This is a genomic window from Arthrobacter sp. R1-13 (assembly GCF_054161475.1).
The window spans coordinates 995,831-1,020,122 of record NZ_CP096420.1 but is presented as its reverse complement, the minus strand read 5'-3'; the positions used below and the strand labels follow the sequence as shown (position 1 = coordinate 1,020,122).

The 24,292-nt window shown below is 63.1% G+C and carries 27 protein-coding genes; 15 read left to right on the top strand and 12 right to left on the bottom strand.

All coding sequences use genetic code 11. The annotated features are described in order from the left end of the window. The first annotated feature begins 8 nt into the window (after window positions 1-8). The 5 genes from M1D88_RS04845 to M1D88_RS04825 all read left to right on the top strand — a co-directional run bounded on the left by M1D88_RS04845 (window position 9) and on the right by M1D88_RS04825 (window position 4,706). Window positions 9-965: a lipid kinase gene (locus M1D88_RS04845; protein WP_458113440.1), complete on the top strand. Its 957-nt coding sequence runs from the start codon at window positions 9-11 to the stop codon at window positions 963-965. A 100-nt stretch (window positions 966-1,065) separates the two neighbouring features. Then, window positions 1,066-1,449: a DUF1304 family protein gene (locus M1D88_RS04840; protein WP_458113439.1), complete on the top strand. Its 384-nt coding sequence runs from the start codon at window positions 1,066-1,068 to the stop codon at window positions 1,447-1,449. Between the two features lie 145 nt (window positions 1,450-1,594). Next, window positions 1,595-2,620 carry a DUF808 domain-containing protein gene (locus M1D88_RS04835; RefSeq protein WP_458113438.1) on the top strand — a complete coding sequence of 342 codons (1,026 nt, stop codon included), beginning with the start codon at window positions 1,595-1,597 and terminating at the stop codon, window positions 2,618-2,620. Window positions 2,621-2,955: 335 nt separating this feature from the next. Next, on the top strand, window positions 2,956-4,194 hold the full coding sequence (locus tag M1D88_RS04830) for an MFS transporter (protein WP_458113437.1): 1,239 nt from the start codon (window positions 2,956-2,958) through the stop codon (window positions 4,192-4,194). An 89-nt stretch (window positions 4,195-4,283) separates the two neighbouring features. After that, window positions 4,284-4,706 (top strand): VOC family protein, encoded by a 423-nt coding sequence (locus M1D88_RS04825; RefSeq protein WP_458114432.1) that lies wholly within the window; start codon window positions 4,284-4,286, stop codon window positions 4,704-4,706. Window positions 4,707-4,718: 12 nt separating this feature from the next. Here M1D88_RS04825 and M1D88_RS04820 read toward each other — a convergent pair whose 3' ends face one another. From M1D88_RS04820 to M1D88_RS04805, 4 genes are all read right to left on the bottom strand, one after another. Next, window positions 4,719-5,648 carry a sucrase ferredoxin gene (locus M1D88_RS04820; protein WP_458113436.1) on the bottom strand — a complete coding sequence of 310 codons (930 nt, stop codon included), beginning with the start codon at window positions 5,646-5,648 and terminating at the stop codon, window positions 4,719-4,721. Window positions 5,649-5,656: 8 nt separating this feature from the next. Beyond that, entirely contained in the window at window positions 5,657-6,817 is a 1,161-nt protein-coding gene (locus tag M1D88_RS04815) for a cupin domain-containing protein (protein WP_458114431.1), read from the bottom strand. Window positions 6,818-6,858: 41 nt separating this feature from the next. Further along, window positions 6,859-7,131: a hypothetical protein gene (locus M1D88_RS04810; protein WP_458113435.1), complete on the bottom strand. Its 273-nt coding sequence runs from the start codon at window positions 7,129-7,131 to the stop codon at window positions 6,859-6,861. Between the two features lie 263 nt (window positions 7,132-7,394). Beyond that, on the bottom strand, window positions 7,395-8,921 hold the full coding sequence (locus tag M1D88_RS04805) for a CHAP domain-containing protein (protein WP_458113434.1): 1,527 nt from the start codon (window positions 8,919-8,921) through the stop codon (window positions 7,395-7,397). Window positions 8,922-9,155: 234 nt separating this feature from the next. Between M1D88_RS04805 and M1D88_RS04800 the strand changes: the two genes are divergently transcribed. From M1D88_RS04800 to M1D88_RS04775, 6 genes are all read left to right on the top strand, one after another. Further along, window positions 9,156-9,986, top strand: a complete 831-nt coding sequence (locus M1D88_RS04800; RefSeq protein ID WP_458113433.1) for an SDR family NAD(P)-dependent oxidoreductase — start codon at window positions 9,156-9,158, stop codon at window positions 9,984-9,986. Window positions 9,987-10,105: 119 nt separating this feature from the next. Continuing rightward, on the top strand, window positions 10,106-10,804 hold the full coding sequence (locus M1D88_RS04795) for a hypothetical protein (protein WP_458113432.1): 699 nt from the start codon (window positions 10,106-10,108) through the stop codon (window positions 10,802-10,804). Between the two features lie 173 nt (window positions 10,805-10,977). After that, complete coding sequence (locus tag M1D88_RS04790; RefSeq protein ID WP_458113431.1) at window positions 10,978-12,531, top strand: serine hydrolase domain-containing protein; 1,554 nt, start codon at window positions 10,978-10,980, stop codon at window positions 12,529-12,531. Between the two features lie 125 nt (window positions 12,532-12,656). After that, window positions 12,657-12,953, top strand: a complete 297-nt coding sequence (locus M1D88_RS04785; RefSeq protein ID WP_458113430.1) for a hypothetical protein — start codon at window positions 12,657-12,659, stop codon at window positions 12,951-12,953. A 221-nt stretch (window positions 12,954-13,174) separates the two neighbouring features. After that, entirely contained in the window at window positions 13,175-13,765 is a 591-nt protein-coding gene (locus M1D88_RS04780) for a hypothetical protein (RefSeq protein WP_458113429.1), read from the top strand. A gap of 120 nt (window positions 13,766-13,885) precedes the next feature. Next, window positions 13,886-14,461: an adenylate kinase gene (locus M1D88_RS04775; RefSeq protein WP_458113428.1), complete on the top strand. Its 576-nt coding sequence runs from the start codon at window positions 13,886-13,888 to the stop codon at window positions 14,459-14,461. 36 nt (window positions 14,462-14,497) lie between these two features. Here M1D88_RS04775 and M1D88_RS04770 read toward each other — a convergent pair whose 3' ends face one another. The 6 genes from M1D88_RS04770 to M1D88_RS04745 all read right to left on the bottom strand — a co-directional run bounded on the left by M1D88_RS04770 (window position 14,498) and on the right by M1D88_RS04745 (window position 20,378). Next, a complete protein-coding gene (locus M1D88_RS04770; protein ID WP_458113427.1) occupies window positions 14,498-16,087 on the bottom strand; it encodes a phenylacetate--CoA ligase family protein in 1,590 nt (529 codons plus the stop codon). After that, a complete protein-coding gene (locus M1D88_RS04765) occupies window positions 16,084-17,160 on the bottom strand; it encodes a hypothetical protein (protein WP_458113426.1) in 1,077 nt (358 codons plus the stop codon). Before M1D88_RS04765 ends, M1D88_RS04770 begins: the two co-directional genes overlap by 4 nt. 257 nt (window positions 17,161-17,417) lie before the next feature. Further along, window positions 17,418-18,227 (bottom strand): alpha/beta fold hydrolase, encoded by an 810-nt coding sequence (locus M1D88_RS04760; protein WP_458113425.1) that lies wholly within the window; start codon window positions 18,225-18,227, stop codon window positions 17,418-17,420. A gap of 4 nt (window positions 18,228-18,231) precedes the next feature. Beyond that, entirely contained in the window at window positions 18,232-19,728 is a 1,497-nt protein-coding gene (locus M1D88_RS04755) for an APC family permease (RefSeq protein WP_458113424.1), read from the bottom strand. A 280-nt stretch (window positions 19,729-20,008) separates the two neighbouring features. Further along, window positions 20,009-20,215 (bottom strand): hypothetical protein, encoded by a 207-nt coding sequence (locus tag M1D88_RS04750; protein WP_458113423.1) that lies wholly within the window; start codon window positions 20,213-20,215, stop codon window positions 20,009-20,011. 34 nt (window positions 20,216-20,249) lie between these two features. After that, window positions 20,250-20,378, bottom strand: coding sequence for a hypothetical protein (locus M1D88_RS04745; protein WP_458113422.1), 129 nt, complete (start codon window positions 20,376-20,378; stop codon window positions 20,250-20,252). A gap of 208 nt (window positions 20,379-20,586) precedes the next feature. On the opposite strand from M1D88_RS04745, the gene M1D88_RS04740 reads away from it, so the two are divergent. The 3 genes from M1D88_RS04740 (at window position 20,587) to M1D88_RS04730 (ending at window position 22,589) form a co-directional block, all read left to right on the top strand. Next, the gene (locus tag M1D88_RS04740; protein ID WP_458113421.1) at window positions 20,587-21,249 is read left to right on the top strand and encodes a helix-turn-helix transcriptional regulator; all 663 of its coding nucleotides are present in this window, start codon (window positions 20,587-20,589) and stop codon (window positions 21,247-21,249) included. Beyond that, complete coding sequence (locus tag M1D88_RS04735; protein WP_458113420.1) at window positions 21,246-21,905, top strand: uracil-DNA glycosylase; 660 nt, start codon at window positions 21,246-21,248, stop codon at window positions 21,903-21,905. The genes M1D88_RS04740 and M1D88_RS04735 overlap by 4 nt, the downstream gene beginning before the upstream one ends. A 171-nt stretch (window positions 21,906-22,076) precedes the next feature. Then, window positions 22,077-22,589, top strand: coding sequence for a DinB family protein (locus M1D88_RS04730; RefSeq protein ID WP_458113419.1), 513 nt, complete (start codon window positions 22,077-22,079; stop codon window positions 22,587-22,589). A 49-nt stretch (window positions 22,590-22,638) separates the two neighbouring features. Here M1D88_RS04730 and M1D88_RS04725 read toward each other — a convergent pair whose 3' ends face one another. Together M1D88_RS04725 and M1D88_RS04720 are read right to left on the bottom strand one after the other, a co-directional pair. After that, entirely contained in the window at window positions 22,639-23,040 is a 402-nt protein-coding gene (locus M1D88_RS04725) for a hypothetical protein (RefSeq protein WP_458113418.1), read from the bottom strand. Window positions 23,041-23,084: 44 nt separating this feature from the next. Next, window positions 23,085-23,762: a hypothetical protein gene (locus tag M1D88_RS04720; RefSeq protein ID WP_458113417.1), complete on the bottom strand. Its 678-nt coding sequence runs from the start codon at window positions 23,760-23,762 to the stop codon at window positions 23,085-23,087. 169 nt (window positions 23,763-23,931) lie between these two features. Between M1D88_RS04720 and M1D88_RS04715 the strand changes: the two genes are divergently transcribed. Continuing rightward, on the top strand, window positions 23,932-24,255 hold the full coding sequence (locus M1D88_RS04715; RefSeq protein ID WP_458113416.1) for a hypothetical protein: 324 nt from the start codon (window positions 23,932-23,934) through the stop codon (window positions 24,253-24,255). The last annotated feature ends 37 nt before the right edge of the window (window positions 24,256-24,292 follow it).

The following is a 24,292-nucleotide window of genomic DNA, read 5'->3' as shown; positions in this document are numbered from 1 at the left end:
TGTCCCACATGAAAGCTGCCCGGGACGCCCGCTCTGCCGCCGTTGTGATCAACGCCGGATCACGCCGAGGCGCGGCCCACGAACTTGCGGTGGACACAATGCGAAAGGCAGGCGTACCGGTCTCCGCCGTGCACCACGTGCTGTCCGGGGAAGAACTGGCCGGGACGCTTGATCGAGTGGTTGCGGACGGGCACGACCTGATCGTTGTCGGTGGCGGCGACGGGACTGTGACCTCCGCCGCCGGCAGCGTTGCCGGCACCGACGTCATGCTCGGCGTTCTTCCACTGGGCACCGCCAACGACTTCGCCCGCACGCTGGAGATACCGAATAATCTTGCCGAGGCGTGCGCTACCGTCGCAGACGGGAAAGTGGTGGACATCGACCTCGGCCGGGCCAACGGCGAGCCATTCCTCAACGTCGCGTCCGTTGGCCTCTCCGTGGCTGTTACCGAAGCTCTCAGCCCCCGCCTGAAGCGGTACATCGGGCCGCTGGCATACGCCATTGCCACCCTGAGCGCTTATGCCCGGCACAAGGCGTTCCCGGCCCGTCTCGAGTTCCCCGACGGGGACCACCAGCCGCTGGAGTTCGAAAACCTGCTTCAGGTGGCCGTCGGCAACGGCCGGCACTACGGCGGCGGCAACACGGTCTCCCCCACGGCAGGGATCGACGATCACACCCTCGATATCTACGCCATCCTGGCGGGGCCGCTCCGTGAGCATGTGAGTATCGCCCGGCTGCTCAAGGACGGAAGCTTCATCAAACACGACCGGGTGCACCACCTGACCAGCCGACGTGTCCGGCTGGTCACCGAGCAGCCGCTGCCCGTAAACCTCGACGGCGAAATCGCCACCTCCACGCCCACCGACTTCACCGTCCAGCGCAACGCCGTCCATGTCGTGGTACCTCAGAGCAGCACCGGCGCCCTGTTCGACGGACCCGGCGCCGGGAACAGGCCGCCCGTTTAGAAAGCTTGTTGGCTCACGGCCCTTGAAGGCCCTTGCCTCAACCGCCTATCCTGCACGGAAAGACAGCGTGATATGCCGGTCTTCGCTTGGGAGCGTGCGGATGAACCTACTGAGTCAGATCTTCGCCGGGGCAACCGCCTTGGCCCTGATCGTCGTCGGCCTTCTCGAGATTTTCGCTCATGGCGACCGCCGCTTTTACCGGATCTTTTTGATCAAATCTGAAGATGTTCAGGCCGTCCGGATGTGGGCGATGAACATTGGCGCCTACAACATCGCCTTTGCCCTGGGCATCGCCACAGGACTGTGGATGGTGAACTTCTCAGGCGATGCTGCCAGTGGGTCAGCAATCGTGATCTTCTGCTGCACGGCCCAGGTCCTCCTCGGCATCTGGTTGTGGATTACAGAGAAGAGGCTGCTCACCAGTGCTATCGGACAGGCGCTGGGTCCAGGCCTGGCCCTGATCTTCTACCTATTCTTCCGATGATCCCGGAATGCATCACAGCAGTTAACGCATGCCACTTCGGTTCGATGGCTGCCCGCCGTCGATATACTCCAAATATGCCGATTACACGCCTCGACAGAGGCATCCACACTCAGCCGTCCGCCCTCGAGCCGTACGGGGACGACCTGTGAGCGGCGGTCTCGTCGCCCTGCTGGACGACATCGCAGCCCTGGCCCGCATAGCGGCCGCCTCGGTGGACGACGTCGCTGCCGGAGCGGCCAAGGCGGGGGCCAAGGCCGCCGGCGTCGTAATCGATGACGCCGCCGTCACCCCGCAGTACGTGTCCGGGGCGGACCCGTCCCGCGAACTGCCCATGATCAAGCGGATATTCTGGGGTTCGCTCAGGAACAAACTGCTGATCATCCTGCCGGCCCTGCTGCTCGTCAGCGCCTTCGCCCCCTGGGCCATCCCGTTCATCCTCATGCTGGGCGGCACGTACCTCTGCTACGAGGGTGCCGAGAAGGTCTGGCACAAGATCCGCGGCCACCACACCGCGGAGGAAGAAACGCCGGCGGTCGAACGCGGCCCGGAGGCCGAGGCCAAGGTCATCAAGGGCGCCATCACCACCGACTTCATCTTGTCATGCGAAATCATGGTCATCTCGATGAACGAGGTGGCCGCAGATTCCCTGTTGTCCCGGGCTACTATCCTGGTGGTTGTTGCCATCGTGATCACGGTGGCCGTGTACGGCGCCGTCGGACTGATCGTCAAAATGGACGACATCGGCATGCACCTGGCCGCCAAAGATTCCGCGGGTTCCAAGCGCGCCGGCGAGCTGCTGGTCAAGGGGATGCCCGCCGTGCTCACCGCGATAACCTTCGTCGGGACCATCGCCATGCTGTGGGTTGGTGGCCACATCATGCTGCAGGGAGCATACGACCTCGGCTGGCACGGCCCGTATGACATAGTCCACGTCCTCGAGCACCCTTTCGAGGGGATCGCGGTTGTGGGCGCCTTCCTGGCCTGGCTCGTAAACACCTTGTGCTCGGCCATCATCGGACTCGCCTGGGGCCTCGTCGTCATGGCGATCGTGCATCCGCTGCTGAAAGCGCTGCCGTTCGGCAAAAAGAAGGGCGGGCACGAGGAGGGCGACATCCGCGCCGAACTTGCCGGCTATCGGCCGACCAAACATAACGCTGATCCCTCGCCTTAGCTCGTATTCACCGGGGGAAAGAATGACGCCCGGCGACAACTGACGGCCACCCCATCGCCGCGGGGTGGCCGTCAGTTTCAGTGCGCTGCAGGTGTTAGTGCTCGGCTTCTCGAGTTGTAGCCGAGTCCCACCCTACGCGTGCAGCCTCCCAGGGTGACGGCCCGAAGGGTCATCAGCGCCTAAGCCGAGTAGGTCTGCCTCCGGCAGGTGGAGTGTCGATAGTCACTGCCTCTGGACCGGGAGAAGGCGTAAACGTCGGGTAAAATTGAGGGAGGAATTGTTCGGCCAGCAGCGCCCGGTTCCCTCCTCTCCCCCTTGAATGGAACCCCTCCCCCATGTCCTCCGCGATTTCCGCGCCGGCGCCCCGGCGTTTCCCGTTGGCAGCCATGATGGTCCTGGCCACCATCGCCTTCACCGCCATCACCACTGAACTGCTTCCCTCCGGCCTGCTCCCCCAGATCAGTGCCGGCCTGAACGTGTCCGAGCCCGTAGCCGGCTACCTTGCCGCCGCCTACGCCGCCGTCATCGTGGTCACGGTGGTGCCCGCCGCGCGGCTGCTCGGCAGAGTACCGAAGCGGCCCCTGCTCGTGGCGCTCGTCCTGACGTTCGCACTCAGCAACGCCCTGGTGGGCCTCGCCCCCGACTTCACCGCGGCGATGGGAGCCAGGCTGGTGGGCGGTCTGGCTCACGGACTGCTCTGGACCACCATGGCCCCCTATGTCACCCGAGTGGTCCCCGCCCACAAGGTAGGCAAGGGCTTGGCCATCGTCTTCAGCGGCAACAGCCTGGGCCTGGCAATCGGGGCTCCGATCGGCACCGCACTGGGCGGTTTCCTCGGCTGGCGCGCGTCATTCCTGTTCCTCGCCGGCTTCAGTCTGCTGCTCGCCGCCCTGGCCTTCTGGCTACTGCCGTCCTCCCGCCGCGCCGCCGGCGAGGCCCGCCCCTCGCTGCGCAAGGCCATCGCCCAGCCCGGGGTGAAGCCCATAGCAATCGCGTGGCCGCTGATGATCCTGGCGCACTTCGCGCTCTTCACCTACATCGCCCCCTACATCCGCGACGCGGGCCTGCCCGACTACGCCATCAGCCTCGGACTCACAGTCCTGGGCGTCTCAGGCCTGCTCGGCATCTGGATCGCGGGCCTCACCGTTGATTCCCATCCCCGCCGTTCGCTCCTGATCACGACGGCGGCAGTCGCCGTCTCGATGCTCCTGTTGCCGTTTGTGGGTGGCAGCCTTCCCTTTGCCCTGGTGCTCATGACGGTCTGGGGCGCAGGCCTCGGAGCCATCGGCATCTACAACCAGTCCGCAATCCTCCGGGCTGGCCGCGAAAACAAAGACGCCGCCAACGGCCTCACTGTCCTCACCATCCAGCTGGGCATCACCATCGGCGCACTTTACGGCTCCGCGGCCCTTCTCGTCGCTGGCCCGCTGCTGGTGCCGGCTGCCGCAGCGCTTCCGGTCATCGCAGCCCTGCTCGTCACCTTCGGTGGCAAGACGGCTGCCTATCCGCCAGGCCCGCGTGAATCTCTCTGGAAGAGGCCACGGCCGGTCGACGAACCCGACAGCAGTCGCTAGACGGACGGCCGCTACCGCTGCAGAACCAACGATATGCGCGGGGGTTAAGCATCCCCATTTTGGGAGCGATGCTTTAGGGTGGTCGCATGATTCATCCCCGACTCGATTTCATCACCCTCGGCGTACGCAATGTGGACGCTTCGCGCAGATTCTACGCTGACGGCCTTGGCTGGCCCATCCACAAGGAGGTTCCCGGCGAAGTGGTGTTTATTCAGGTCAACCACGGCCTGATGCTGTCCCTCTGGGATGCCGGGCAGATGCAGGCCGAGGCGGGCGTGGATGCTCCCGGAGGGGTTCCCTGCTTCATGTTCAGCCACAACGTGGAAAATGCGGAGGACGTAGACAGGGTGTTGTCCGAGGCCGAACTCGCCGGGGCTACCATCGTGGCGCCATCCAAGACCCAGCCTTGGGGCGGATGCGCCGGCTACTTCGCCGATCCAGATGGCTTCCGCTGGGAGGTGGCCTTCAATCCCACCTGGCGAGTGGACGACGAAGGGAATGTCACCGTCTAAAACACCAGTCCTTCAGACGGCGCGGATCGATGTGACCTCATAGACCAGGGCCGAGCTCATGGCGGTTCCGCGGCAGGTCAGTTGGTGGGGCTGGGCGCGGCGGGCCTGCAGTTCGACGTCGACACGCGCCGGGTGGGGCGGGGGCCCGGTAATGCTGATCCGCCAGTAATCACCGTCGCGGAAGGTCCCCGCGACCAAATAGTCATTCCGACCGGCCGGGCCGAAACGGCTTAGCATGGCCGCGACTGCGGCCTGCTGCGCTGGGAAGAGATCCGTGTAGCCGCGCAAATACTGCGCGTGGATACGTCCGGCGAGGTGTTCTTCGATGGTGGCGACAGATGACTCGGCATCCAGACGGCCGTAATAGACGCCGTCGGGCGCGACAACGACGTTGCCCGCGAACCTGTCACCGCCTACGTGCGAGCACTCCCACACGAGCTCCGGCCAGCGCTCGCTCAGTGCACGCCCCACGGGCCGCCCCCAGACGGCACAGCATTGGTCGCGCTGACTGTGGGTGCAGACCAGGATGACGGGCTGATGGCCGAGCTTTCCGGGGCTGCTGAGGGCAGAGGCAATCTCCGCCAGATCCTCGTCCTTGCTCCACGTTCCCCACTGCTGGCGATAGGCCCCGGAGTTCTCACGGCGCAGTACGGCCCAATGGCTCTGACCCTCACGCCGGCGGGGGCCTGGCCGCCTCACCAGCAGCACCCGCGCCCGCGCCGCCTTTGCCGCGGAGAGCACGAGTGCTTTGGTCTCAGGCTCGACGTCAAGCCCCTCGAATCCGTTAAGCGGCCACCCGCCCCGGTACTCGATGAGGACCCAGACAACGCCATGCGACGCCGTGCCTGCAATCGGGTCGCCGCGCAACCGTGCGCTTTCAGAGCAGAAGAAGCGCTCCGTGGCCGCCACTGCGGCGGAGTCACTGTTTAGATCACTGGTCAAATCACTGTTCAAGGGGAAACGAGGACCCCCGCGCGCAAAAGTCTTTCAACGAGTTCGACGCCGAGATCACCAGCGGTGTGAACCTCCCCGTCGAGGAGGCGCGTCACGGACGGCAGATCCGTCTCCGGGAAGTCGAGCCACCCCACACGCGTGGTCAGGCGCGATCCCTCCAGCCGTGCTCCCATGGCACCGCGAAGCCGGACGTGGGACTCGGGGCTTAGGCCGTCGACGGCAGCGAGCTGGGCCAACGGACCCAGCGGTGCCGGGCGGGCCTGTCCTCGCCGGGTGCGGTGGAACAGGGCAGTGGAATCAGCTTCAGCGAGGGCAGCGGCAAGGTGCTCGCGGACGACGTCGATCTCGGCACCCGGTCCGTCAACGCCCAACGGCAACGTACGGCGCATCTCGGGATCGTCGCCCAGCGCTGCAAGAGCGGCCTGCGCGAGTTGTTCGGCCAACGCGTAGCGGGTCCAGCTGTGGACTCCGAGCGTGAGGTGGATGGAGACCTCGCCCTGCGCCTGCGCGGCATGCAACCAGCCACGCGGCAGGTAGAGGACATCCCCTGGCTCGAGCACAGTGTCAATGTAGGCCTCGCCCTTCGCGGCCTCGGCGACGGCGGAACGGCGATCGGTCCAGGGCTGATCACGCAGCGGGTCCGGGTGGACGGGCTCGTGAATGATCCAGCGCTTGGTGCCCTCAATCTGCAGAACGAAGACGTCGTGAACGTCATAGTGATCGTCGAACCCACGGTTCTGGGGCGGCGTGATGTAGGCATTGGCTTGCACGGGATGCCCGAGCTCGGTGCTCAGCCTGCTGCTGAAGTCCGCGACCGGCTCCCACGTGCGGTGCAGAGCCTGCAGCACGAGCGTGGCACCGTCGGCGAATTTCCGCCAAAGAGCGGTGTCGTCGAGCTGGTCGCCGATGGTGGCGCCGACGCCGGCGGGAGAAGTGAATGACGAGTCCGGAAATGTAGTGCCGCCCTTGGCGACGCGGAGAAAGGGTGTGCGCAATCCCCGGCGGGAGATCAGTTCGTCCGCGGCGTCGGCAGAGAACAGGTCGGAGAAGTCGCTGATGCCACGCGTGAGCAGCGCTGTGCGCCCCCAGATGTCCCCAGCGAACCTCTCACGGCCAACGTTAATAAGACGTGTCTCCAGGACCCCGGCGCCTTCCATGGCGGCGGGGTCCTGAAAGTCAGTGCGGGTAGTGCTCAAATTCACATGCCCCGTTCTGCGGCTCCTCCGTCAGCGCCGCCGTCGGCTCCGCTATCGGCACCTCCGTCGGCTCCGCTGTCCGCACCACCAGCGGCTCCGCTGTCAGCACCACCGTCGGCTCCGCTATCGGCACCTCCATCAGCTCCGCTGTCCGCACCACCATCGGCTCCGCTGTCCGCACCACCGTCGGCTCCGCCGTCGTGCATACCGGGGACGCCGGCCGCGCCACCGTCGGCGGGGCCTTCCTGGTTCGGATCCTGCTCTGGACTGGTCATGCTTCCTCCCGAGAATCGAATCGCTAGGATCAGCTCCGTTTACCGGCACCTGATCACCCAACCGGGCGATCCTTCAGCGGCACCGCCCGTGATCACACTAACGGCACGGGCCTACTGCGGAACAGTCCTTTTGCACCTCTGAAGTCAGAATCTTAGGGGGCCGCGCTTGGGGCGGCGAGCGCCGCCGTCGTACTCTCCCGCTGGCCTGACAACAGGGCAAGCCCCGCGCTCAAACTAGGCGAGCGCGGGACTGCCCTTTTTCGCTAGCGGCCGAAGGATGGGCTGGTTCCGGCCATCATGCCCAGAACGTAGTCCCTGTTGCCCAGCGAACCGATGCTGAAGAGGCTGCCGGTGTTCGCTTGGAATGCGATCTGGTACCCGCCGTTGGCCTGTGCTGATACGGCGGGACTGGTTCCCGTCATCATTCCCTGGCGGTGGTCAAACGCTCCTGCTGTACCGACCGACATGAGGGACCCGGTGTTAGCCTGGACCGCTGCGATCCATCCCCCGTTGGCCAGGGTGGTGATGCTGGGGCTGGAGCCCTTCATCATGCCCAAGCTCCAATCCTTGGAGCCAAAGTGGCCGACCGTGATGAGGCTGCCCGTATTGGCCTGCACTGCTGCCTGGTAATTATTGCCAACGGTTGCTATCGCCGGGCTGGTGCCTGCCATCATGCCGATGCGCCAGTCCTTAATGCCGTCCTGCGCGACAGTCCATAGCGATCCGGTGTTGGCCTGGAATGCCAATGCCATGCTTCCGTTTTCGAGAGTTGCAATCGCTGGGGATGTCCCGGCCATCATGCCCAGTTCCGTGTTTCTGGTGCCCTCTGGACCGAAGGTCCAAAGCTGGCCGGTGTTCGCTTGGGCGGCCACGCGGTAGCCTCCACCTGGAATTGCGGCAACACTGGGGCTGGTCCCGGCCATCATGCCGAATTGGTGGTCCTTAACCCCGTCCGGACCGACCGTCCACAGTGAACCTGAGTTGGCCTGGAATGCGTAGACTTCCTGACCGTTGGCGAGCTTGGCCACACTGGGGTTCGTGCCCTTCATCATCCCGAACCCAAGAGGCGTACCTCCCGAGGAGGTCGCCTTCCACAATTCTCCGGTGTTGGCTTGGACGGCGATGGTGTCCGAGTATGGCGTCGTCGGCGATGTCAGATTCTTGGGCCGCAGGTAGCCAGCCAGTCCGTTCTTTGTAGTCTGCTGAAGTTCGGAACTCTTCAGCGGATAACCGTTTTGTTCGAAGACCAGAACGTTGGAGCCTCTGTCCTCCATAACGATGGCGATGTGGGAATAATCGTGGGGGTAGATGCCCCATTTCCAGATAGCAACGTCGCCCTTTATGGGAGTGGACGATGCGGAGATCTGGTTGTAGTGGGGTGCGGCGCCATTCTGTGAATAACCGTCCCAGATTCCGATCGCATAGCCCGGATGCGCCGAGTACTGCGTGCTGATGCCGGCGACTCCGACCACGTCACGGCTGTACCTCTCCCAGAGATCCCAGCACTGGGCACCGTACGCCCCGTCAACGTCGACGTACTGATGAAGGTAGGTTGCAACGAAAGTGTCGATGGTCATCAGTGCTGACGCTGCCATGAGGGCTGAGGCGGTCATGCGGTCCGGACTGGCCGTCTTAGCCTTCAACGCGTTTTCGTCGACGTGGGGCGTTTTTCCTGTTTTCGGCTTGTTCGCGGCGTTGGCCGGAGTTGCGCCGAGAAGACCGGCCGCGCCTGTTGCTCCGGCGATGGCCAAAAGTCTGCGTCGGTCGATTTGAGGCCTGGTTGTAGGCATGGTTATCCCCCACTGAAGTCACAATAAAGAGCCGCCGAGTGGCAGCCCGGATGAATATAACATCGATGGATAAATTGTGCTTGTCACAACGTTCGGTGCCCGCTCGGCGACGGCGAGCGCCGCCGTCGTACTCCCCCGTTGCAGGCAGCAGGGGCGTTGTTTTCCGGCTGACCACGCCCTACCGTGAAGAGACCGTCAGCCGAACTGACCACCTCATCACCGCGGGAGCAAACCATGGCGAGACTGACCGGCCGGACCGTGCTGATCACCGGAGCGACCGACGGTTTGGGCTACGCGCTTGCCCACCGTCTCGCGGACGACGGCGCCGCGCTGGTTCTGCACGGCCGTCGGCCCGCCGCCCTCAAACAGACCGCCGACGACGTCCGCCGTCACGGCGTCGAGGTGTCCGCTGTGCTGGCCGACCTGGCCGAGCTCGACCAAGTACGCACCATGGCTGATGAGCTAACCGCCGAAGGAATCAGCATCGACGTCCTGGTGAATAACGCTGGCATCGGCGTCGGGCAGCCTGACACCACCACACGGGCCAGCACCGTCGATGGCAACGAGCTGCGGTTCGCCGTGAACTACCTCGCGCCTGCACTCCTGATGGCCCGGCTCCTCCCGGCCATGCGGCAACGGCCGGGATCGCGGATTGTGAACGTCGCGTCCGCGGGACAGCAACCCATCGACTTCGACGACGTCATGCTCACCCATGGGTACGACGGAACCCGTGCCTACCGGCAAAGCAAGCTCGCGCTCGTCACCCTCGGGTTCGTCCTCGCGGAGCGGGTCCCTGCACGTGAGGTGACTATCAACAGCCTCCACCCTGGGACCTACATGCCAACCAAGATGGTGCTGGAATCAGTGGGCCGCAGCATCGACACCCTTGAAACAGGGGTCGAGGCCACCGCACGGCTTGTCGGCGATCCGGGCCTCTCTGGCACGACCGGCGAGTACTTCAACATCACCCAGCCTGCCCGCGCCAACGCCCAGGCCTACGACAACACTGCCCGTCAGCAGCTGATCGAGCTCACAGAATCCCTCATCGGCCAGCCCATTCTCTGAGGGCCGTCGTACGCTCCCCGAAGGTGCCGCACCGCCCGGACCCATCCCGCTCCCCGTGTGCATCGAATCACAAGCAACCAGCGGGAAAGCCTCGTTGGCCCCTGACGAAGGAGTCAATTGTGAATCGAAATATCAAGGTGGCCATCGGGGCTTCCGCCGCTGCACTGGTCGCCGCCGCATCGCTGGGAGCGGGGCCGGTCCTGGCCCAGAACTCCAAAGGGTCGGAAAAGACCGTCACCCTCACCGCCGACCTGAAAGAGCTGAATGGCTCCGGTGCCTCCGGCACTGCAACGGCTGTGGTGAGTAACCAAAAAATCAAGCACATCGAGGTTCACGCCCAGGGCCTTAGTCCTGATGCCCCGCACGCGCAGCACATTCACTACGGCGAGCAGGCCATGAACGAGTGCCCCACGCTCGCACTGGACAGCAATGACGACGGACGCATCAACACCGTGGAGGGCATCCCCGCCTACGGTCCCGTCGTCGTCTCCCTCAACACCAGCGGGGACACCACTCCCGCCAGCTTCCTGGACGTCAGCCGGTTCCCCGTCTCCATGGACGGCAGCTATGACTACAGCCGCGACAACATCGAGTTCACGGATGTTGCAGGCACGGGATACCCCGGCCCCGGCGGGACAGGCACAGCCAAGCAGATCGCCGACTCCATCCGCGCCGGAGAAGGCGTCCTGGTAATCCACGGACTGGACCACGACGGGAACGGCACCTATAACTTCAGTGACCCTGAAGGGGCAAGTGAGCTCGACGCGAATCTCCCGGCAGAGGCGACCGACCCGGCGGCGTGCGGCGTCCTGCGCTAAATCCACCGCCGAACCGTCCCAGGCTAAACCCCCGATGGCCCGTCCTCAAAGACGGGCCATCAGTCTGTTTACCGGCAGCAGTTCGAGCACAGCAGCGCGCTCGTCGGGGTTTATTGTTTTCGGCTTGGCCACGCCCTACCGTGAAGGAACGATCAGCGGAATGCGGGTGGGGCATGCGAACTAGTTCTTGGTCATCGCGACGCCTTCCGTCGTGCCTTCTGGTTGTCCTTCTCTTCGGCAGCCTCAGCGTGGCCGCCGAACCGCCCGCAACCGGACCTGGCACTGCTACTGAGCAGGGCTACGAAGCATTGGACCGCTTCCTGCAGGAGCAGATCGACGGTATCGGCATTCCGGGAGCTGCCGTCGTCGTCGTCCAGCACGGTGTCCAGGTGCACTCCGCTGCGTTTGGCAACGCTGACTCCGGACGGCCCATGACGGCCCAGACCCCGGTGCTGCTGGCTTCAACTACCAAGTCCCTCACGACCATCGCCGTGATGCAGCAGGTCGAGGCCGGCCAGCTGCAGTTGGACGAACCCGTCCAGACCTACCTGCCCTGGTTCACCTTGAAGGACAGCCGCAGTTCAGAGATCACCGTCCGGCATCTGCTGCATCAAGCCAGTGGAATGGCTACCAAGGACACCGCGTTCGAAGCCTCCACCGCCCAGGACCCTGCCGCGCTCGAAGAAGGTGTGCGCGCCTTATCAGATTCCGCTCTTGCAGGCGTCCCGGGTGAAGCGTTCGGGTACGCCAACGCTAACTTCAACATCTTGGGTGTCCTGGTGCAGACGGTCTCCGGGCAGCGGTTCGGGGATTACATGGAGCAGCACGTCTTCGAGCCCTTGGAAATGGCGCATGGCCATACGACCCGGACCGACGCCCGCGAGGACAACATGGCTGCCGGTCATTCGCTGTGGTTCGGCTCATTCTGGCTTCAGACCGAGGTACCCGCGGGCACCACCGGAATGCCCTCCACCACCATGTTCGCCTCGGCCGAGGACAAGAGCCACGAGCTGATCGCTCTGCTGGATGAGGGCCTTTACCGGGACCGGCGCATCCTTCAACCCGAGAGCGTGGAGGCCATCCTTGAGCCGCGGGTGCGGATTGACGAGTCCAAGGAATACGCCATGGGATGGTTCACCCGGCCGCTGGTGGAATCCGTCGATCCTAGACTGCAACCCGATCCTGACACCTTGCCCTTGCTGGTGGAGCATCAAGGGGAATGGGGCAATTCGCACACTTACCAGGCCTTGGTTCCAGCCTCCGACCTTGGCGTCGTCCTGATGATCAACGGGAACGACACGTCGGCCCCGTCCCGGCTCAAGGCCATCGATACCAACGTTCTGCGCATCCTTCACGGACAGTCCCCCATACCGACGGTGGTGCCAGAGGACTGGCTGCAGCGCTACAGCTGGGCGGTCTCGCTGGGGCTGCTGCTGGCCGAGCTGCTGAGCTTGTGGCTCTCCTTCAGCTTTCTCCTCCGTCGGGATCCCCGGGCCCGACGGCGGTGGCCGCCTCTAGCGCTAGGTGCTGCCGCGTTGGTCCTCGACGGCTTCGCGCTGTGGCTGTGCTTCATCTACGCGCCCACCAAGTTCGACACCAGCCTGGCCGTCATCGTCCGCCAGTTCCCCGACGTCGGGCTCACTCTGGTGCCGGTGCTCGCGCTTGCCATTATCTGGCCGGTCCCCCGTACCCTGTGGCTGCTCCTGAAGATGCGGGCACGTTCATAGCTGCGTCGGGCAGATCCAGGGGTGGCGGCAGTCCTGGACCGAGCGTACGCAAACTGCTTGACATCCCAAGTGACGAGGCCGATGGTTGGCATGTCCAGCACATCCAGACCATCCAAGGAGCAGATATGGAAGCCACGCCCTATGGTGTAGTGCACTTCTTTCCGGGAGGCACCAAGGAACAGTACGAGGCGTCAATTGCCGTCACCCACCCAGGCGAGGGGCGCCTGCCCGAAGGTCAGATCTTCCATGCCGGAGGCTCTTCTGCCGGTGGTTGGACGATCATAGGTATCCATGAGTCGAAGGAGAGCTGGGAGACATTCCGTGACAGCATCCTGCTTCCCCGGATGCAGCAGGGCATCGAGGGCGGATTCACATCCCCGCCCGAGGAGACGGTCGTCGATCTGTACAAGATCATGCCGTAGCGAACCTGGTCAAAACGTGGTTCTGGGTCAGGGAATCTGACCCGGGCTCCTACGTTTCGGCAACCACTGACACTCTGCGCAAGTATTGATTGAATGCTGACCGATTCCGGTGGGCACCCCAGAGGTTGACCCGGCAACGTTGTGCCTGCCGGCCGTATTGGCCGGCTGCCGTGATCGTCCGAGTGGCGGTTCCGGCAAGGGAACGGAGCTTGGGGGGTCCGATGATGGGCACAAAAGTTGGTTCATGCCGGCGGGCTGGAACACCATCTACCGGCCAAGCCGCCGCAGGGCATGGTGCGCGGGTCATCCCAACAGCACTCGTCGTGTTCTGCTCGGCGGTCCTCGTCGCGAATCAGGCGCTCCCGGCTTCCGCCGCCGACACCCTGACCACCGTTACGGTTTCGCAGGGGTCGCTTGGCTTCAGTTCTGCTCCCGGTTCTGCCACCCTCGGTCTCGTGGAGCCGGGCACCACAGCCGCAATAACCCTGCACAGCATTCAGGTGAGCGACAGCCGAGCTGGAATCTCCGGCTGGAGCGCCAATGTTGTCCTCACGGATTTCACGGGTGATGCGACTGGCGCTCGTCTATCCGCCGCAGGAGCCGTTTACACCCCGACGGCAGCCACCACCACTGGCACCGTCGCCGTCACGGCAACCCCGGCGGTCAATCCAACCACGCCCAGGATCATTCAGACCGCGACGGGAGTGTCCGGCAACAACACTGCAACCTGGGACGCGGGACTGACCGTAGACGTACCAAACGACACCGTACCGGATACCTATACAGCAACGCTGACATACTCCGTTTCCTAACCAGCCGTCAAATCTCCGCGAAGCGGCTGGCCTACATGGTGGGACAATAGAGAAACAAACGGCGCCAGCCAGCAGGAGCTACCTGCAGGTCTCCTGCGCGGCCGGCCACAGGAGCCCGTGATGACGCGAATTCTGATGATGGGTCCTCCCGGAGTGGGCAAAGGCACCCAGGCGGCGCGACTGGCAAGCCACCTCCAAGTTCCATGGATCTCCACGGGAGACTTGTTTCGTGAGCAAGTGCGCAACAAAACGCCGCTCGGCCTCCAGATTCGGGACTTGATGGGATCAGGGCACTACCTTCCAAACGAGATCGCAGATGAGCTGGTTTCCCGCCGGCTCGCCGAACTCGACGCACAGGACGGATTTATCCTGGACGGCTACCCGCGCACGGCAGCGCAAGTGCAGGCACTGGATCTTGTGCTCACTGCATCATCCGTGCAGCTCACCGCCATTGTCGTTCTGGATGCCGGCAGATCTGACATCATCGACCGACTTCTCCAGCGCGCCGGCGAGCAAGGCCGCGCCGACGATACTCCCGAGGTGATCGACCGGCGCCTGCAGGTTTATGCCGACGAGGCCGCGGAACTTTTCGGCTGTTACGCCGATCGCGGTGTCCTGCTCCACGTGGACGGCATGGGACATCCCGACGCCGTCGCGGAGCGAATTTGGGAGGCACTGCAGCTACCGGAAGGCTGAGCGAGGCGCCAAAGCCAGGCGCCGCCGTCGTACTCCCTATGCCGCCTTCTTCTTCACCTGGAAGGTGAGGTCCAAGCCCCAGTCCTGGGGAGCCGAGGGGCCGAGTTGCCAGACGTACTCGTTCTTGAGCTTCGCGCCGTCGGAGCGGAACGGGCCTGTGTGCAGCGGATAGAACGCAACGGTGGGGAGGCTCGTGTCAGGTGATGTGAGGATCGCATTGTTGAAATCGCCGTTCATGCGCCTTAGTTGCTCGACGATGTAGGTCCTGTAGGCAGCCTCGTCCAGGGTGCCATCTTTGCTGGCTTTCGCGGTCAGCTGCAGCGCGATGTGAAGTTGCCGGTCTCCCCGCTCGTCTTCGAAACTGACCAGACGGTGGTTCTCTACCGCTGAAAGAAGGGCCTGATCGCCGCTGAGGACGTCGCGCACTGCATCCGGCGCGACGACGGCTCCGTTGAAGTCGACGGACAGGTCGCTTCTGCCGTAGTGGAAGAGCAGTGGGAGATCGAGGAACTGCTGCCTGATGACGTGTTGCAGCCCGAATTCCTTGAGCACGGCATTGAGGTCGCGCACTCGCATTACGTGCCCGCGGTCATGGATGTTATAGCGGATCCGCGGATTGACGTTCTCTTTCCGCACGATCGTGACCACCAGCTCTCCGTCCTCGTTTGTTTCCATGAGGTAGTCGTAGGGGTTGAACTGGAAGATCATCGGCAGCACACCGTACTCCGCCTGCTTGGTCAGGCGCGCTGACAGTTCAGGGTTGGCGGCAATGGCCTGACGGAGCGCCACGGTGTAGTCCGTCTCGATTGCCAGGTTGATCTCAAGGTCGGAGGCCCCGTAGGAGCCGAAGGCACTGTGGGCGTACTTGGTGATGTGCGCCCGCATGTTCTCGCTGATGCCCTCGCCGCCGAACGCCGCCACGATGTCATAGGCTTCCCAGTTGATCCGGTCATCTTCGAACAAAGCCTTCAGGAACGGCGGGTAACTGAGGATGATGTATGTGTAGTCCGTCCCGAACTCCAGCATCGTCGCGATGACCTTGTTCCGGTCCGGGCCGATGGATTTGATCATGGTGACGTCAGTGAGGGAAGTACTGACGTTCATTCCCGTCGCCCACGCCCCGAGCGAAAAGCAGTTGAGCACGAACGGCTGCTTCGTGAGGGTCTCCGCAGTACGCGAGAAGCCGACCTGGAGCAGCTGCCGGGTGGCCAGGCGTTCGTCGAGGCCGCGCACCCAGCTGGTGGGAACGCCTGAGCTTCCCGAGGATTCATCAACCACCACACCGTGGCGGGGAAGTACGCCGTTGACGCTGCGGGCCGGAATGGGCCAGCGTTTGATGTAGCTGTCTTTGTCCATTTCCGGCAGTGCGGCGAATGCCTTCGCAAGGGTGTTGCCCTTGAGGGAAAGCCTTCCCGGCACACCACGTTCGAGGAGGAAGGCTTTATAGGCCGGCACCCGTTTGGCGGCCATTTCAAAAGTCCGCCAGGCCCTCCAGCGTCCGGCGGCCCACCGGAAAGGCTCAATGCCCGGCATCAGCAGGATCCGGTGAGTGGACACCCTCGGCGTGAAAAGCCCAACGAACCTGTCCATCAGAAACACGAAGGTGAAAATCAGCACTTTACTCATGGAGTGGCTCCTGTGGAGACGTGTCCCTCGGGCAAAAGACCGAGCAGCATCGAGGTGGCGGGGCGGCGGTGTGCAGTTGGAGGCGTGGAGCTGTAACCGAATCTGAAGAGCATCCACGCCATCCTGTTGCCGGTTTCGTGGATTCCTGCCTCCGCAACAAAATCCGCGTGAGAATCCGGGTTGGTGATGACTGTGCCGAAGGGATGCAGGTAGACGCCTCTTTCAGTGAAGAAGAGCCAGACCCGCATAAAGGTACGCCCGGCTTCGAGATAATGGGCAGGTTCGGCGAACGGCCCTTCGAGCCATCCGAGCTGTCGCACTCCGCGCATTGTGCGCAGATACATGGACCGGATGAGGCCGCCGACTATCGGGAAGGACCACAGCCCGCGGTTCCGCATCGCGAAGCGAAGGACCCGTCCCGGCATGATCATGGTTTCTGCGCTCAGCCCGTCGGACTTTGCCGCCGCTTCATCCTTTGAGAACCGCAGCCACTGCATGATCTCCGCGTAGACGGCGTCGTTCCCTAGGTCAGAAAAGAGAGTCTTCTGATTGATCTGCACCAGCGAAGAGACCTTGCGGGCATCAGCCGTCGAGCGGAAATCGTATCCTTGATCGGCGGCGATGGCGGAGGCTGCCTTGAGAATCTCGTCGCCCACAACCCTGTTGTCATAGGGCCGCCGGGACGTCTGCCTGGATCTGAACACAGCCAGCTGACGTTCAGCCGCAAACCGGGCTTCAACGTTCTGGCTGGCCGGTTCGAGCCGCACAGTGCCAATAAGATGCAAACGGTCTACGGCATCGAAATCCATCTCCGAGTGGTCAATGGTCTCGACGGCGCTGTAGCCGCGGGCTGCAGCGACCACAGACAACGACTCCAGGAAGACGCCTGCGCAAACGTGGGCGAAAGGGATACCAAACGGTTCGGCAGGCAGTCCGAGGTCAAGGTCATAGTAAATCTGTGCCGTTGTCTCGTTGATGGGCCGGAGCTTCATCGGCTGGGAGTTGTGGGGCGAGGGATACCAGCGGACGTCCTCGACGATATCGAGCCACACAGCCTCGGCATCGCTAGGCACGTGGCCAGCCTCTGAGACACCAGTAACCACAGCTAGTCACGGGAGCACTTCCCTTCGGTGAGTAGTTCGCAGAAACCAGCGAACTGAGCCAATTAGGACTCCGGGAGCGTCGGCACAGGCACTTGCGGAATGTCGATCATCCCCCGCCATGAACGTATCCTGAGGCGGCCACCTGCAGTATGAAATTAAGGCAATCCTGCGGTAATCTTGCGGCCGGGGCTGCCTCGCCGGCCCGGGTGGATTCCAGACGACGGCGATTACAGACGACGGCGGGCGAAGTCCCGGATCACTTCGGCCAGGAACGCCCCGCGGGCGGAAGATGGGCCCTCATGGCCGAGGGACGGCACAACGGCCAATTCGGTATCGGGCAGCGTCTGATACAGCCTTACCGAGAGCTCGAGCGGAATCAGTTCGTCGCGGTCGCCGGCAAGCACCAGCGTCGGGGTCTGGATTGCCTGAAGCTCCCCTTGATCGAGACCTTCGTAGCCCAGCCACATCTTCGCGGTCTGTTCGATCAGCGTCTGCCAATGCAGCTCTCCCCCGCGGTGCAACTTCTTGACTTCGGCTGCCCACTCGCCGAGTTGGGCGTCGAGGTACGCGAGGTCAGGGACGCCGTCGTCGTCAGCTCCAAGCAGCGCCCGGTGAGCCTCCCGGAGGCCGCCGGCGTCGAAGTCAGGATAAGCGGCTCCCACGATGAGCGCCCCGGCGAGCGTAGGGTGACGGGCGGCAAGCTCCATGGCGACCTGTCCGCCGTCGCTCCATCCACCCACCAACGGGCGCTGCAGTCCCAACACTTCAATGAGCGCCGCGATGTCGTCCGCGATTCCGCCGTAGGAGAGCTTCCCGACCGGGTTGGTCGACCGACCGTGCCCGCGGCTGTCCGGCGTGATGACCCGGAACTCGCCGTCCAGCAACGAGGCAATCGGCCTCCATTCCGATCCTGCGCCCAGCCCACCGTGGATCAGGATGACCGCTGGTCCGTCGCCGCGGTCCTCGTAGTAAATCGAGGCGCCGTTCAGCTCGAGGCGGCGGCCGCCCTCGTCGTCGTTTATGCCCTCCAAAGACATGCGCTCAATCGCCGAGCGGGGGCGGCGGGACCTGGTCGTCTTTCCCGATGTTCTGGGTGCCGACCGGTTCGCCCGGCTGGTTGTTGGATCTCCTCGTGATCAGCCAGGTGATGAACCACAGCACGATACCGAGGGCCATCAAACCTCCGGCCACCTGGTACTGGATCGGGTTCCGGCCCACCCATGGACCGGCGAGGAAGGCACACAGCAAGGCCGCCAGCAACGGCAGCTGCCCCGGCGAAGTGAAGAACACCTTCCGGTCCGGATCCCTCTTGCGGCGAAGCACCAAGCAGGCCACGTTAACCACAGTGAACACGCAAAGGAGCAGGAACGCCGTCGTGCCCGAAAGGTTGGCGACAATATTGCTTTCGGGATCACTGCTGACGTACCAGATGAGCCCCAGCGCGAGGACGGTGGAGAACACGATGCCGGCCCACGGCGTCCGGCGGGTCGGCAGCACCCTTCCCAGCGGCCGCGGCAGGACGCGCGCCTTGGCCATGCCGTAAATGAGACGGCTGGCCATCAGCATGTTGATCAAGGCGGTATTGGCGACGGCGAACACCGCCAGGAACGGGAAGATCCTGTCGATCGGGAAGTCCGGTGAGCCCTTGTGCACCACTTCGAGGAGCGCGGCACCTTCCGCCTCGCGGATGTTCTCAAGCTCGGTGGGCGAGAGCACGCTGACCACCGAAACTGCCACCAGCATGTAGAGCAGCACCGCTATGCCGAGGCCGGTGAGCATGGTCCGCGGGAAGATCTTCTCGGGCTCCTTGGTCTCCTCCACCATGTTCACCGAGTCCTCGAAGCCCACCATGGCGAAGAACGCGATGGAGGTGGCTGCGGTGACGGCCAGGAACAAGCCCTTGTCCTGGTAATCGTTGAAGACGAAGATCTCGCCGGCATTCCCGGTGCCCTGCGTCAGCACAAAGAAGCCGACGCCGATCACGATGCACAGCGCGATCATTTCCACCAGGGTGAGCACCACGTTGAACTTCACGCTCTCCCCCACGCCGCGCAGGTTGATCGCCGCGAGCAGCAGCATAAAGCCCATGGCGACGGCGGTGATCGTCTCCCGTCCGGGCACCCCCATCCAGCCGTTGATCTCCATGCCGCCGAAGAAGTTCTGGGCAAGGACGTTCGCCGAGGTGGAGGCGCTGGTGATGCCGGAGCAGACGACGGCGAACGCGACCAGGAACGTGACGAAGTGGATCCCGAACGCCTTGTGCGTGTAGAGCGCCGCCCCCGCGGCCTGCGGATACTGTGTGACCAACTCCAAATAGGAGAAGGCCGTTAGCGTCGCCACAATGAAGGCGAGCAGGAAGGGCAACCAGACGATCCCGCCGACTTGGCCTGCCATCGTTCCAGTGACCGCGTAGACGCCGGCGCCGAGGATGTCACCGACGATGAAGAGGAGCAGGAGCTTGGGTCCGAGGACCCGTTTGAGCTTCGGTTCGTCCTTCTCCGGCGTTACGTCGAAGACTTCGTCACGTATGGTGCTCATGGCTGACCTCCACGGCCGGTACACGTTCCCCTATAGGCGCGGCCGGGCTCCCGGCCCCGATGAGACCTACTTCACTGTCTCTCTGTGGGTGCCGTTTTGGCAAGATGGTGGCGGAACCCCTACTGGCTGGCTGGAGCGCAGCAATCCATCCGCTAACGGTGTGGGGGCTGTCCCTGCCACGTCTGCATCATCCCTCGATCGGGCGCGCTAACTTCCCAGGCGGGACTTGCCCGCCTGGCTTCAGGAGCGCAGTGTTCAGTCTGAGGAAGCGCTGATGACCTCAAAGCACCTTTTCGGCCAGAGGCTGGCCGGGCGCCGGAGGCTGTTGTGGCCGGGCAGCTGAGGCGCTGGTGCCCTCAGCGGCAAAATCAGAACCCTCAGCCGGATCCTGGGAGTGGGAGCGGATCTCGGGAAAATCCCGGGAGTCGTCTCCTTCAACCGGAGCCTCGCTGTGGATCCGGATATCGTCTGGATCTGATGTGCCCATTTCCCCATCCTTTGTTCGCTCGTATCTGACAGGCCTACCGGCGTCGCCAGTCCAGAAGAAAATAAGTGCCTGTTCCCATCAACAGGAACCCAGAGACGCCGACGACAACAGTCTGCGCCGCCACTCCTGCAATGAGAAGCACTATTCCGATCAGGCAGGCCATGGCCGCGAAGTAAGTACTTGTCCCGGGCGGGATTAGCCTCCCCCGCACTCCCGCCGATGGGGCATGCAGCAGTGCTGCCGCGCTGATAGTTGGCGACTGTCCCGTGCTGCACGGGCGGGGCAGAATGACGGCCCTCTAAAGTTGAATATCGTGAACTTAGAGTGCTAAACAGGTTCCGCCAAACCTATGGAGGTGTTTGAATTTCCGTATGAATTCCTCATCAGTTCCAACCCAGGGTCCGGACGCGATGTCGCTGGCGGACCCTGTACGGCGCTCTCTTTACCAGACACTGATACGCAGCCCCGCCCCCATGAGCCGGGACCAGCTGGTCAGGATGCTGAACCTGGCCCCCAGCACGGCCACGTTTCATCTGGAGAGGATGGTGCGCGACGGCCTTCTGGAAACTGAAAGCAGGAAGCTCGGCTCCAAGACCGGGCCTGGCTCCGGGCGGCCCACCAAACTGTATAGACCGGCCGCCGACGAGATCCACGTTTCCTTCCCCGCCCGGGAGTATGAATTGGCAGGCCGCCTGCTGGCTTCTGCCATCCAAGCTTCGATCCAGACCGGCGAACCTGTGGAAGCGGCCTTGCAGGCCGTCGCCTATGCCGAGGGCCAAAAGTTAGGGCTTCTAGCAGGAAACCTTGAGAAAGCCTTGGTTGACAACGGTTTTGAACCGGAGGCCGACTCCCAAGGGCTGGTCTTAACAAACTGCCCGTTCCACCGCCTCGCCAAAGACAACTCCCGGCTCATCTGCGGACTCAACGCCGCCCTCCTCGAAGGCACTCTTGATGGCTTTAATGACAAACAGCACCGCGTTGCGCCAGCATCCGAGGGCTCAGCCTGCTGCGCCCGGCTCACGACAACAGAATGAACCAGGCCGCGGCATGTGCCATCCAGGCCTTCGTGGAAGAGCTTGCTGCAACCAAAGCCGGTCAGAACAGCGACAATTTCTTCGACTTCACTAGCCCGGACAATGCCGGGCGCCGACGTAACCTCGAGCTGTATCTGCAGGAGATGTTTCAAAGGGAACCAAAGGTGCTGCTGCTAGGGGAAGCACCCGGATTTCGAGGGATGCGAATTACTGGAGTCCCGTTTACCAACACAAACATTCTCCAGGGCGGAATTGACCACTTTGAACTATTTGGGCCGGGAAAGGGCTACATCCTTCCGCCCGGAGCCCCAGCTGTAGCACCGGAACCGACAGCCACCGTGATGTGGCGAGTACTGGAGGAACTTGATTTCCTTCCCCTGCTTTGGAGCGCCTATCCGCTCCATCCCCACCTGCCAAACCGATGCCTATCGAATCGCACTCCCACTACCGCTGAAGCAACGGCCGGTCAACCTTTTTGGCTGACCCTGACACATTTGTTCGGCATCACCTCAGTGGTGGCCGTCGGAAACGTGGCCTACGGCAGCATTCTTGCCAGCGGAAGATCGGTGCCCAAAGTGCGGCATCCCGCCCACGGGGGCAAGGCCAAGTTCCGGCTGGAATTGCAGGAGCTACTGGATGCAGGGATCACTCCTTAGCCCCGGCCCCATCCGTGGCGGGCCCATGGTCCTTCATTCAAAGGTTGAGATTGGACCTTCTTGGCGACCATCGTTCACCTCGGCGCTACCTCCAAACCCGGCTGAGCGGCCTCTCGGGCTGAACCGTCCCACCAAATTGCTCCCGGCCCGGAGCATTGGCATACTTCACGCATGTCCTCCCTCCCCGTGACGGCCGCCGACGACGTCATCAACCAGCCAGCCCGCGCCCAGTTCGAGGCGTTCCTCAACGAACACCGCAACGCACTCAACGCCTGCCTCGACGGACTGACCGAGGAGCAGGCTCGCAGGTCCCTGGTGCCGTCCCGCACCACGCTGCTGGGTCTGGTGAAGCATGCCACGTTCGTGGAGAAAGTCCTGTTCGACGAAGCCATTACATGCCGTCCCCGGTCCGAGATCGGTATCCCCGCCACTCCCGATGAGTCGTTCATCCTCGACGACGGCGACACAATCGCCACGGTCCGACAGGCACACCTGGAGGCCTGCGAATCATCGCGCCAGCTGGCTGCCTCACTCGGCCTCGACGATCTGCTCCACGGCAACCGGCGCGGCCCGCTCCCACTGCGGTGGATGTACCTCCATTCGATCCGCGAATTTGCCCAGCACTGCGGCCACGCAGACATTCTGCGTGAGCAGCTGATCGATCAGCAGACGGCTGGCGCCTGAGGGCACCCACTCTTACCGTGGCCACTTTCTAAGGAGCGGCCACAACCAGCTAACGGTGTGTCGTACCAACGCTGTCCAAGCGATCAGGTGAGCGGAGCCATGCCAAGGCGCCAAAGATGAGGGGCAACTGTGCCAGGGCGTATAAACCGTGGGACAGGTAGTGATTGAGAGTTTGCTCCGGCGAGAACGGGAGAAACGGCAAAGGCAGGACGCTGAGCACGCCGCCGCCGAAGAAATGCAGCAGCCCCCAGAACAGCAGGGCAATCGTCGCCGGGCGCCGAAGCCGCGTGAACCATCCGGCCACCAGAAGGGCAGTCACCAGGAACGGGATGAACGATTCCGGACTTAGAAAACCCTGCCCGGGCAACTCGGTGAGGTTGTGAACGAACATCCCGGCCCAGCCGATCCCTGCGCCCGCAGGCACAACAAGTGCCCGAATTGAGGGGCTCATGCCGCTGCCCAACGGTTCTCGGCCTCCAAACTGCACATGCTTGCTCAGCCTGCGGCCACGGTGGCCATATACGGACGCTCCGCCATCGTCCACATGAAAGCCCCGACAGTTGCCACTGCCAGGGCAAAGGGTATCGCCAGGAGAACAGCTGCCGTTTGCTCATTGGCCGCCAGGAGAAGCACGCTGCTTACAAGGAGGAAAATGCCAAGCCAGCGAGGGAGCACGCCGGAGCGAAGAATAAAGACACCGATAAGCACGAAGCCGGTAATGACAGCCAGCAGTCCTGGAATCACGAAGAACGGCATCCAGGGAAAATCGCCATTGAAGAAAATGGCTTGGATGAGTCCGCCAAGGAACAACACGGCGAGGCCGGCAAATGCACACATCACTCCCCCATCCGCCAGTTTCTTGAAGCGGCTGATTTGACGGGCCACCCAGGTTAGACCGGCAATCCCGATCAGTATCAGAATTGTTGCCACTGGAGAGATCAGCGGAACAATGCCCGTAGCTGAACGCATTTCCCCAGTTTCGCGCTGGAGGCCAATACATCCGGTGGGTTCCAGGGAATGCAAGAAGACAGCAAGGCCACAGAGCAGCCCGCCCAATACCGCAGCCACTCCGGTCCAACGGGGAATCTGTTTCTTCCAGACCCGGTCTTGGGAATCTCCTAGGGTCATGGCCGCCCGCAATTCATCGGGAGACCAAGGGATAAGTGCTCTCATGGTGGCCATCCGCTGTCTTCCAGAAAAATGGATGTGCTTCATAAAGGAAGGCGACGCCATATCGAACTGCCGATACTTAGCGCAAGGGTTAACTGTTCAAGGACCGTGCCCGGTTCGGTGCGAACGCCTAAACTGAGACTTAAGGTTCCGCCGTTCCCGGGAGCACATCATGGAGACCGAATTCGCCGACGTCACCGGTCATGATGTCACCACCATCACCTGCGTCTGCGGGAACACTGTCGACGGCGAGGGCCTGATCCAGGCCAATGCACAAGGTATCCCTGTTCACGGTGACGACAACACTCCTGTTCCAGCCGGGCTGGCAGAGTGGCCGGAAGATGAGGACATCTACACACTCTGCCCCAAATGCGGCCGGGTATACCGCGACGCCGTTATTGAAGAGACAGGCACTGCGCCGGTGGCTTTCCGGGTGGACACAGCCCACGGTCCGGTTGCTGAGGCCATCCGCATCCACTGGGAGCAAAACCCGTAGATCAAAGCCAATCCTGCCTTTCTCAGCGGGGCGGCTC

What these genes read in the sequence shown, in the direction of transcription:
- M1D88_RS04730 (WP_458113419.1), top strand. Translation starts at nt 22,077, where the DNA reads ATGTCCTCCCTCCCCGTGACGGCCGCCGACGACGTCATCAACCAGCCA.
- M1D88_RS04735 (WP_458113420.1), top strand. Translation starts at nt 21,246, where the DNA reads ATGAACCAGGCCGCGGCATGTGCCATCCAGGCCTTCGTGGAAGAGCTT.
- M1D88_RS04805 (WP_458113434.1), bottom strand. Translation starts at nt 8,921, where the DNA reads ATGCCTACAACCAGGCCTCAAATCGACCGACGCAGACTTTTGGCCATC.
- M1D88_RS04785 (WP_458113430.1), top strand. Translation starts at nt 12,657, where the DNA reads ATGGAAGCCACGCCCTATGGTGTAGTGCACTTCTTTCCGGGAGGCACC.
- M1D88_RS04810 (WP_458113435.1), bottom strand. Translation starts at nt 7,131, where the DNA reads ATGACCAGTCCAGAGCAGGATCCGAACCAGGAAGGCCCCGCCGACGGT.
- M1D88_RS04745 (WP_458113422.1), bottom strand. Translation starts at nt 20,378, where the DNA reads ATGGCCTGCCTGATCGGAATAGTGCTTCTCATTGCAGGAGTGGCGGCG.
- M1D88_RS04790 (WP_458113431.1), top strand. Translation starts at nt 10,978, where the DNA reads ATGCGAACTAGTTCTTGGTCATCGCGACGCCTTCCGTCGTGCCTTCTG.
- M1D88_RS04760 (WP_458113425.1), bottom strand. Translation starts at nt 18,227, where the DNA reads ATGTCTTTGGAGGGCATAAACGACGACGAGGGCGGCCGCCGCCTCGAG.
- M1D88_RS04715 (WP_458113416.1), top strand. Translation starts at nt 23,932, where the DNA reads ATGGAGACCGAATTCGCCGACGTCACCGGTCATGATGTCACCACCATC.
- M1D88_RS04775 (WP_458113428.1), top strand. Translation starts at nt 13,886, where the DNA reads ATGACGCGAATTCTGATGATGGGTCCTCCCGGAGTGGGCAAAGGCACC.
- M1D88_RS04720 (WP_458113417.1), bottom strand. Translation starts at nt 23,762, where the DNA reads ATGAGAGCACTTATCCCTTGGTCTCCCGATGAATTGCGGGCGGCCATG.
- M1D88_RS04780 (WP_458113429.1), top strand. Translation starts at nt 13,175, where the DNA reads ATGATGGGCACAAAAGTTGGTTCATGCCGGCGGGCTGGAACACCATCT.
- M1D88_RS04725 (WP_458113418.1), bottom strand. Translation starts at nt 23,040, where the DNA reads ATGAGCCCCTCAATTCGGGCACTTGTTGTGCCTGCGGGCGCAGGGATC.
- M1D88_RS04770 (WP_458113427.1), bottom strand. Translation starts at nt 16,087, where the DNA reads ATGAGTAAAGTGCTGATTTTCACCTTCGTGTTTCTGATGGACAGGTTC.
- M1D88_RS04750 (WP_458113423.1), bottom strand. Translation starts at nt 20,215, where the DNA reads ATGGGCACATCAGATCCAGACGATATCCGGATCCACAGCGAGGCTCCG.
- M1D88_RS04830 (WP_458113437.1), top strand. Translation starts at nt 2,956, where the DNA reads ATGTCCTCCGCGATTTCCGCGCCGGCGCCCCGGCGTTTCCCGTTGGCA.
- M1D88_RS04845 (WP_458113440.1), top strand. Translation starts at nt 9, where the DNA reads ATGAAAGCTGCCCGGGACGCCCGCTCTGCCGCCGTTGTGATCAACGCC.
- M1D88_RS04740 (WP_458113421.1), top strand. Translation starts at nt 20,587, where the DNA reads ATGAATTCCTCATCAGTTCCAACCCAGGGTCCGGACGCGATGTCGCTG.
- M1D88_RS04815 (WP_458114431.1), bottom strand. Translation starts at nt 6,817, where the DNA reads ATGGAAGGCGCCGGGGTCCTGGAGACACGTCTTATTAACGTTGGCCGT.
- M1D88_RS04800 (WP_458113433.1), top strand. Translation starts at nt 9,156, where the DNA reads ATGGCGAGACTGACCGGCCGGACCGTGCTGATCACCGGAGCGACCGAC.
- M1D88_RS04840 (WP_458113439.1), top strand. Translation starts at nt 1,066, where the DNA reads ATGAACCTACTGAGTCAGATCTTCGCCGGGGCAACCGCCTTGGCCCTG.
- M1D88_RS04755 (WP_458113424.1), bottom strand. Translation starts at nt 19,728, where the DNA reads ATGAGCACCATACGTGACGAAGTCTTCGACGTAACGCCGGAGAAGGAC.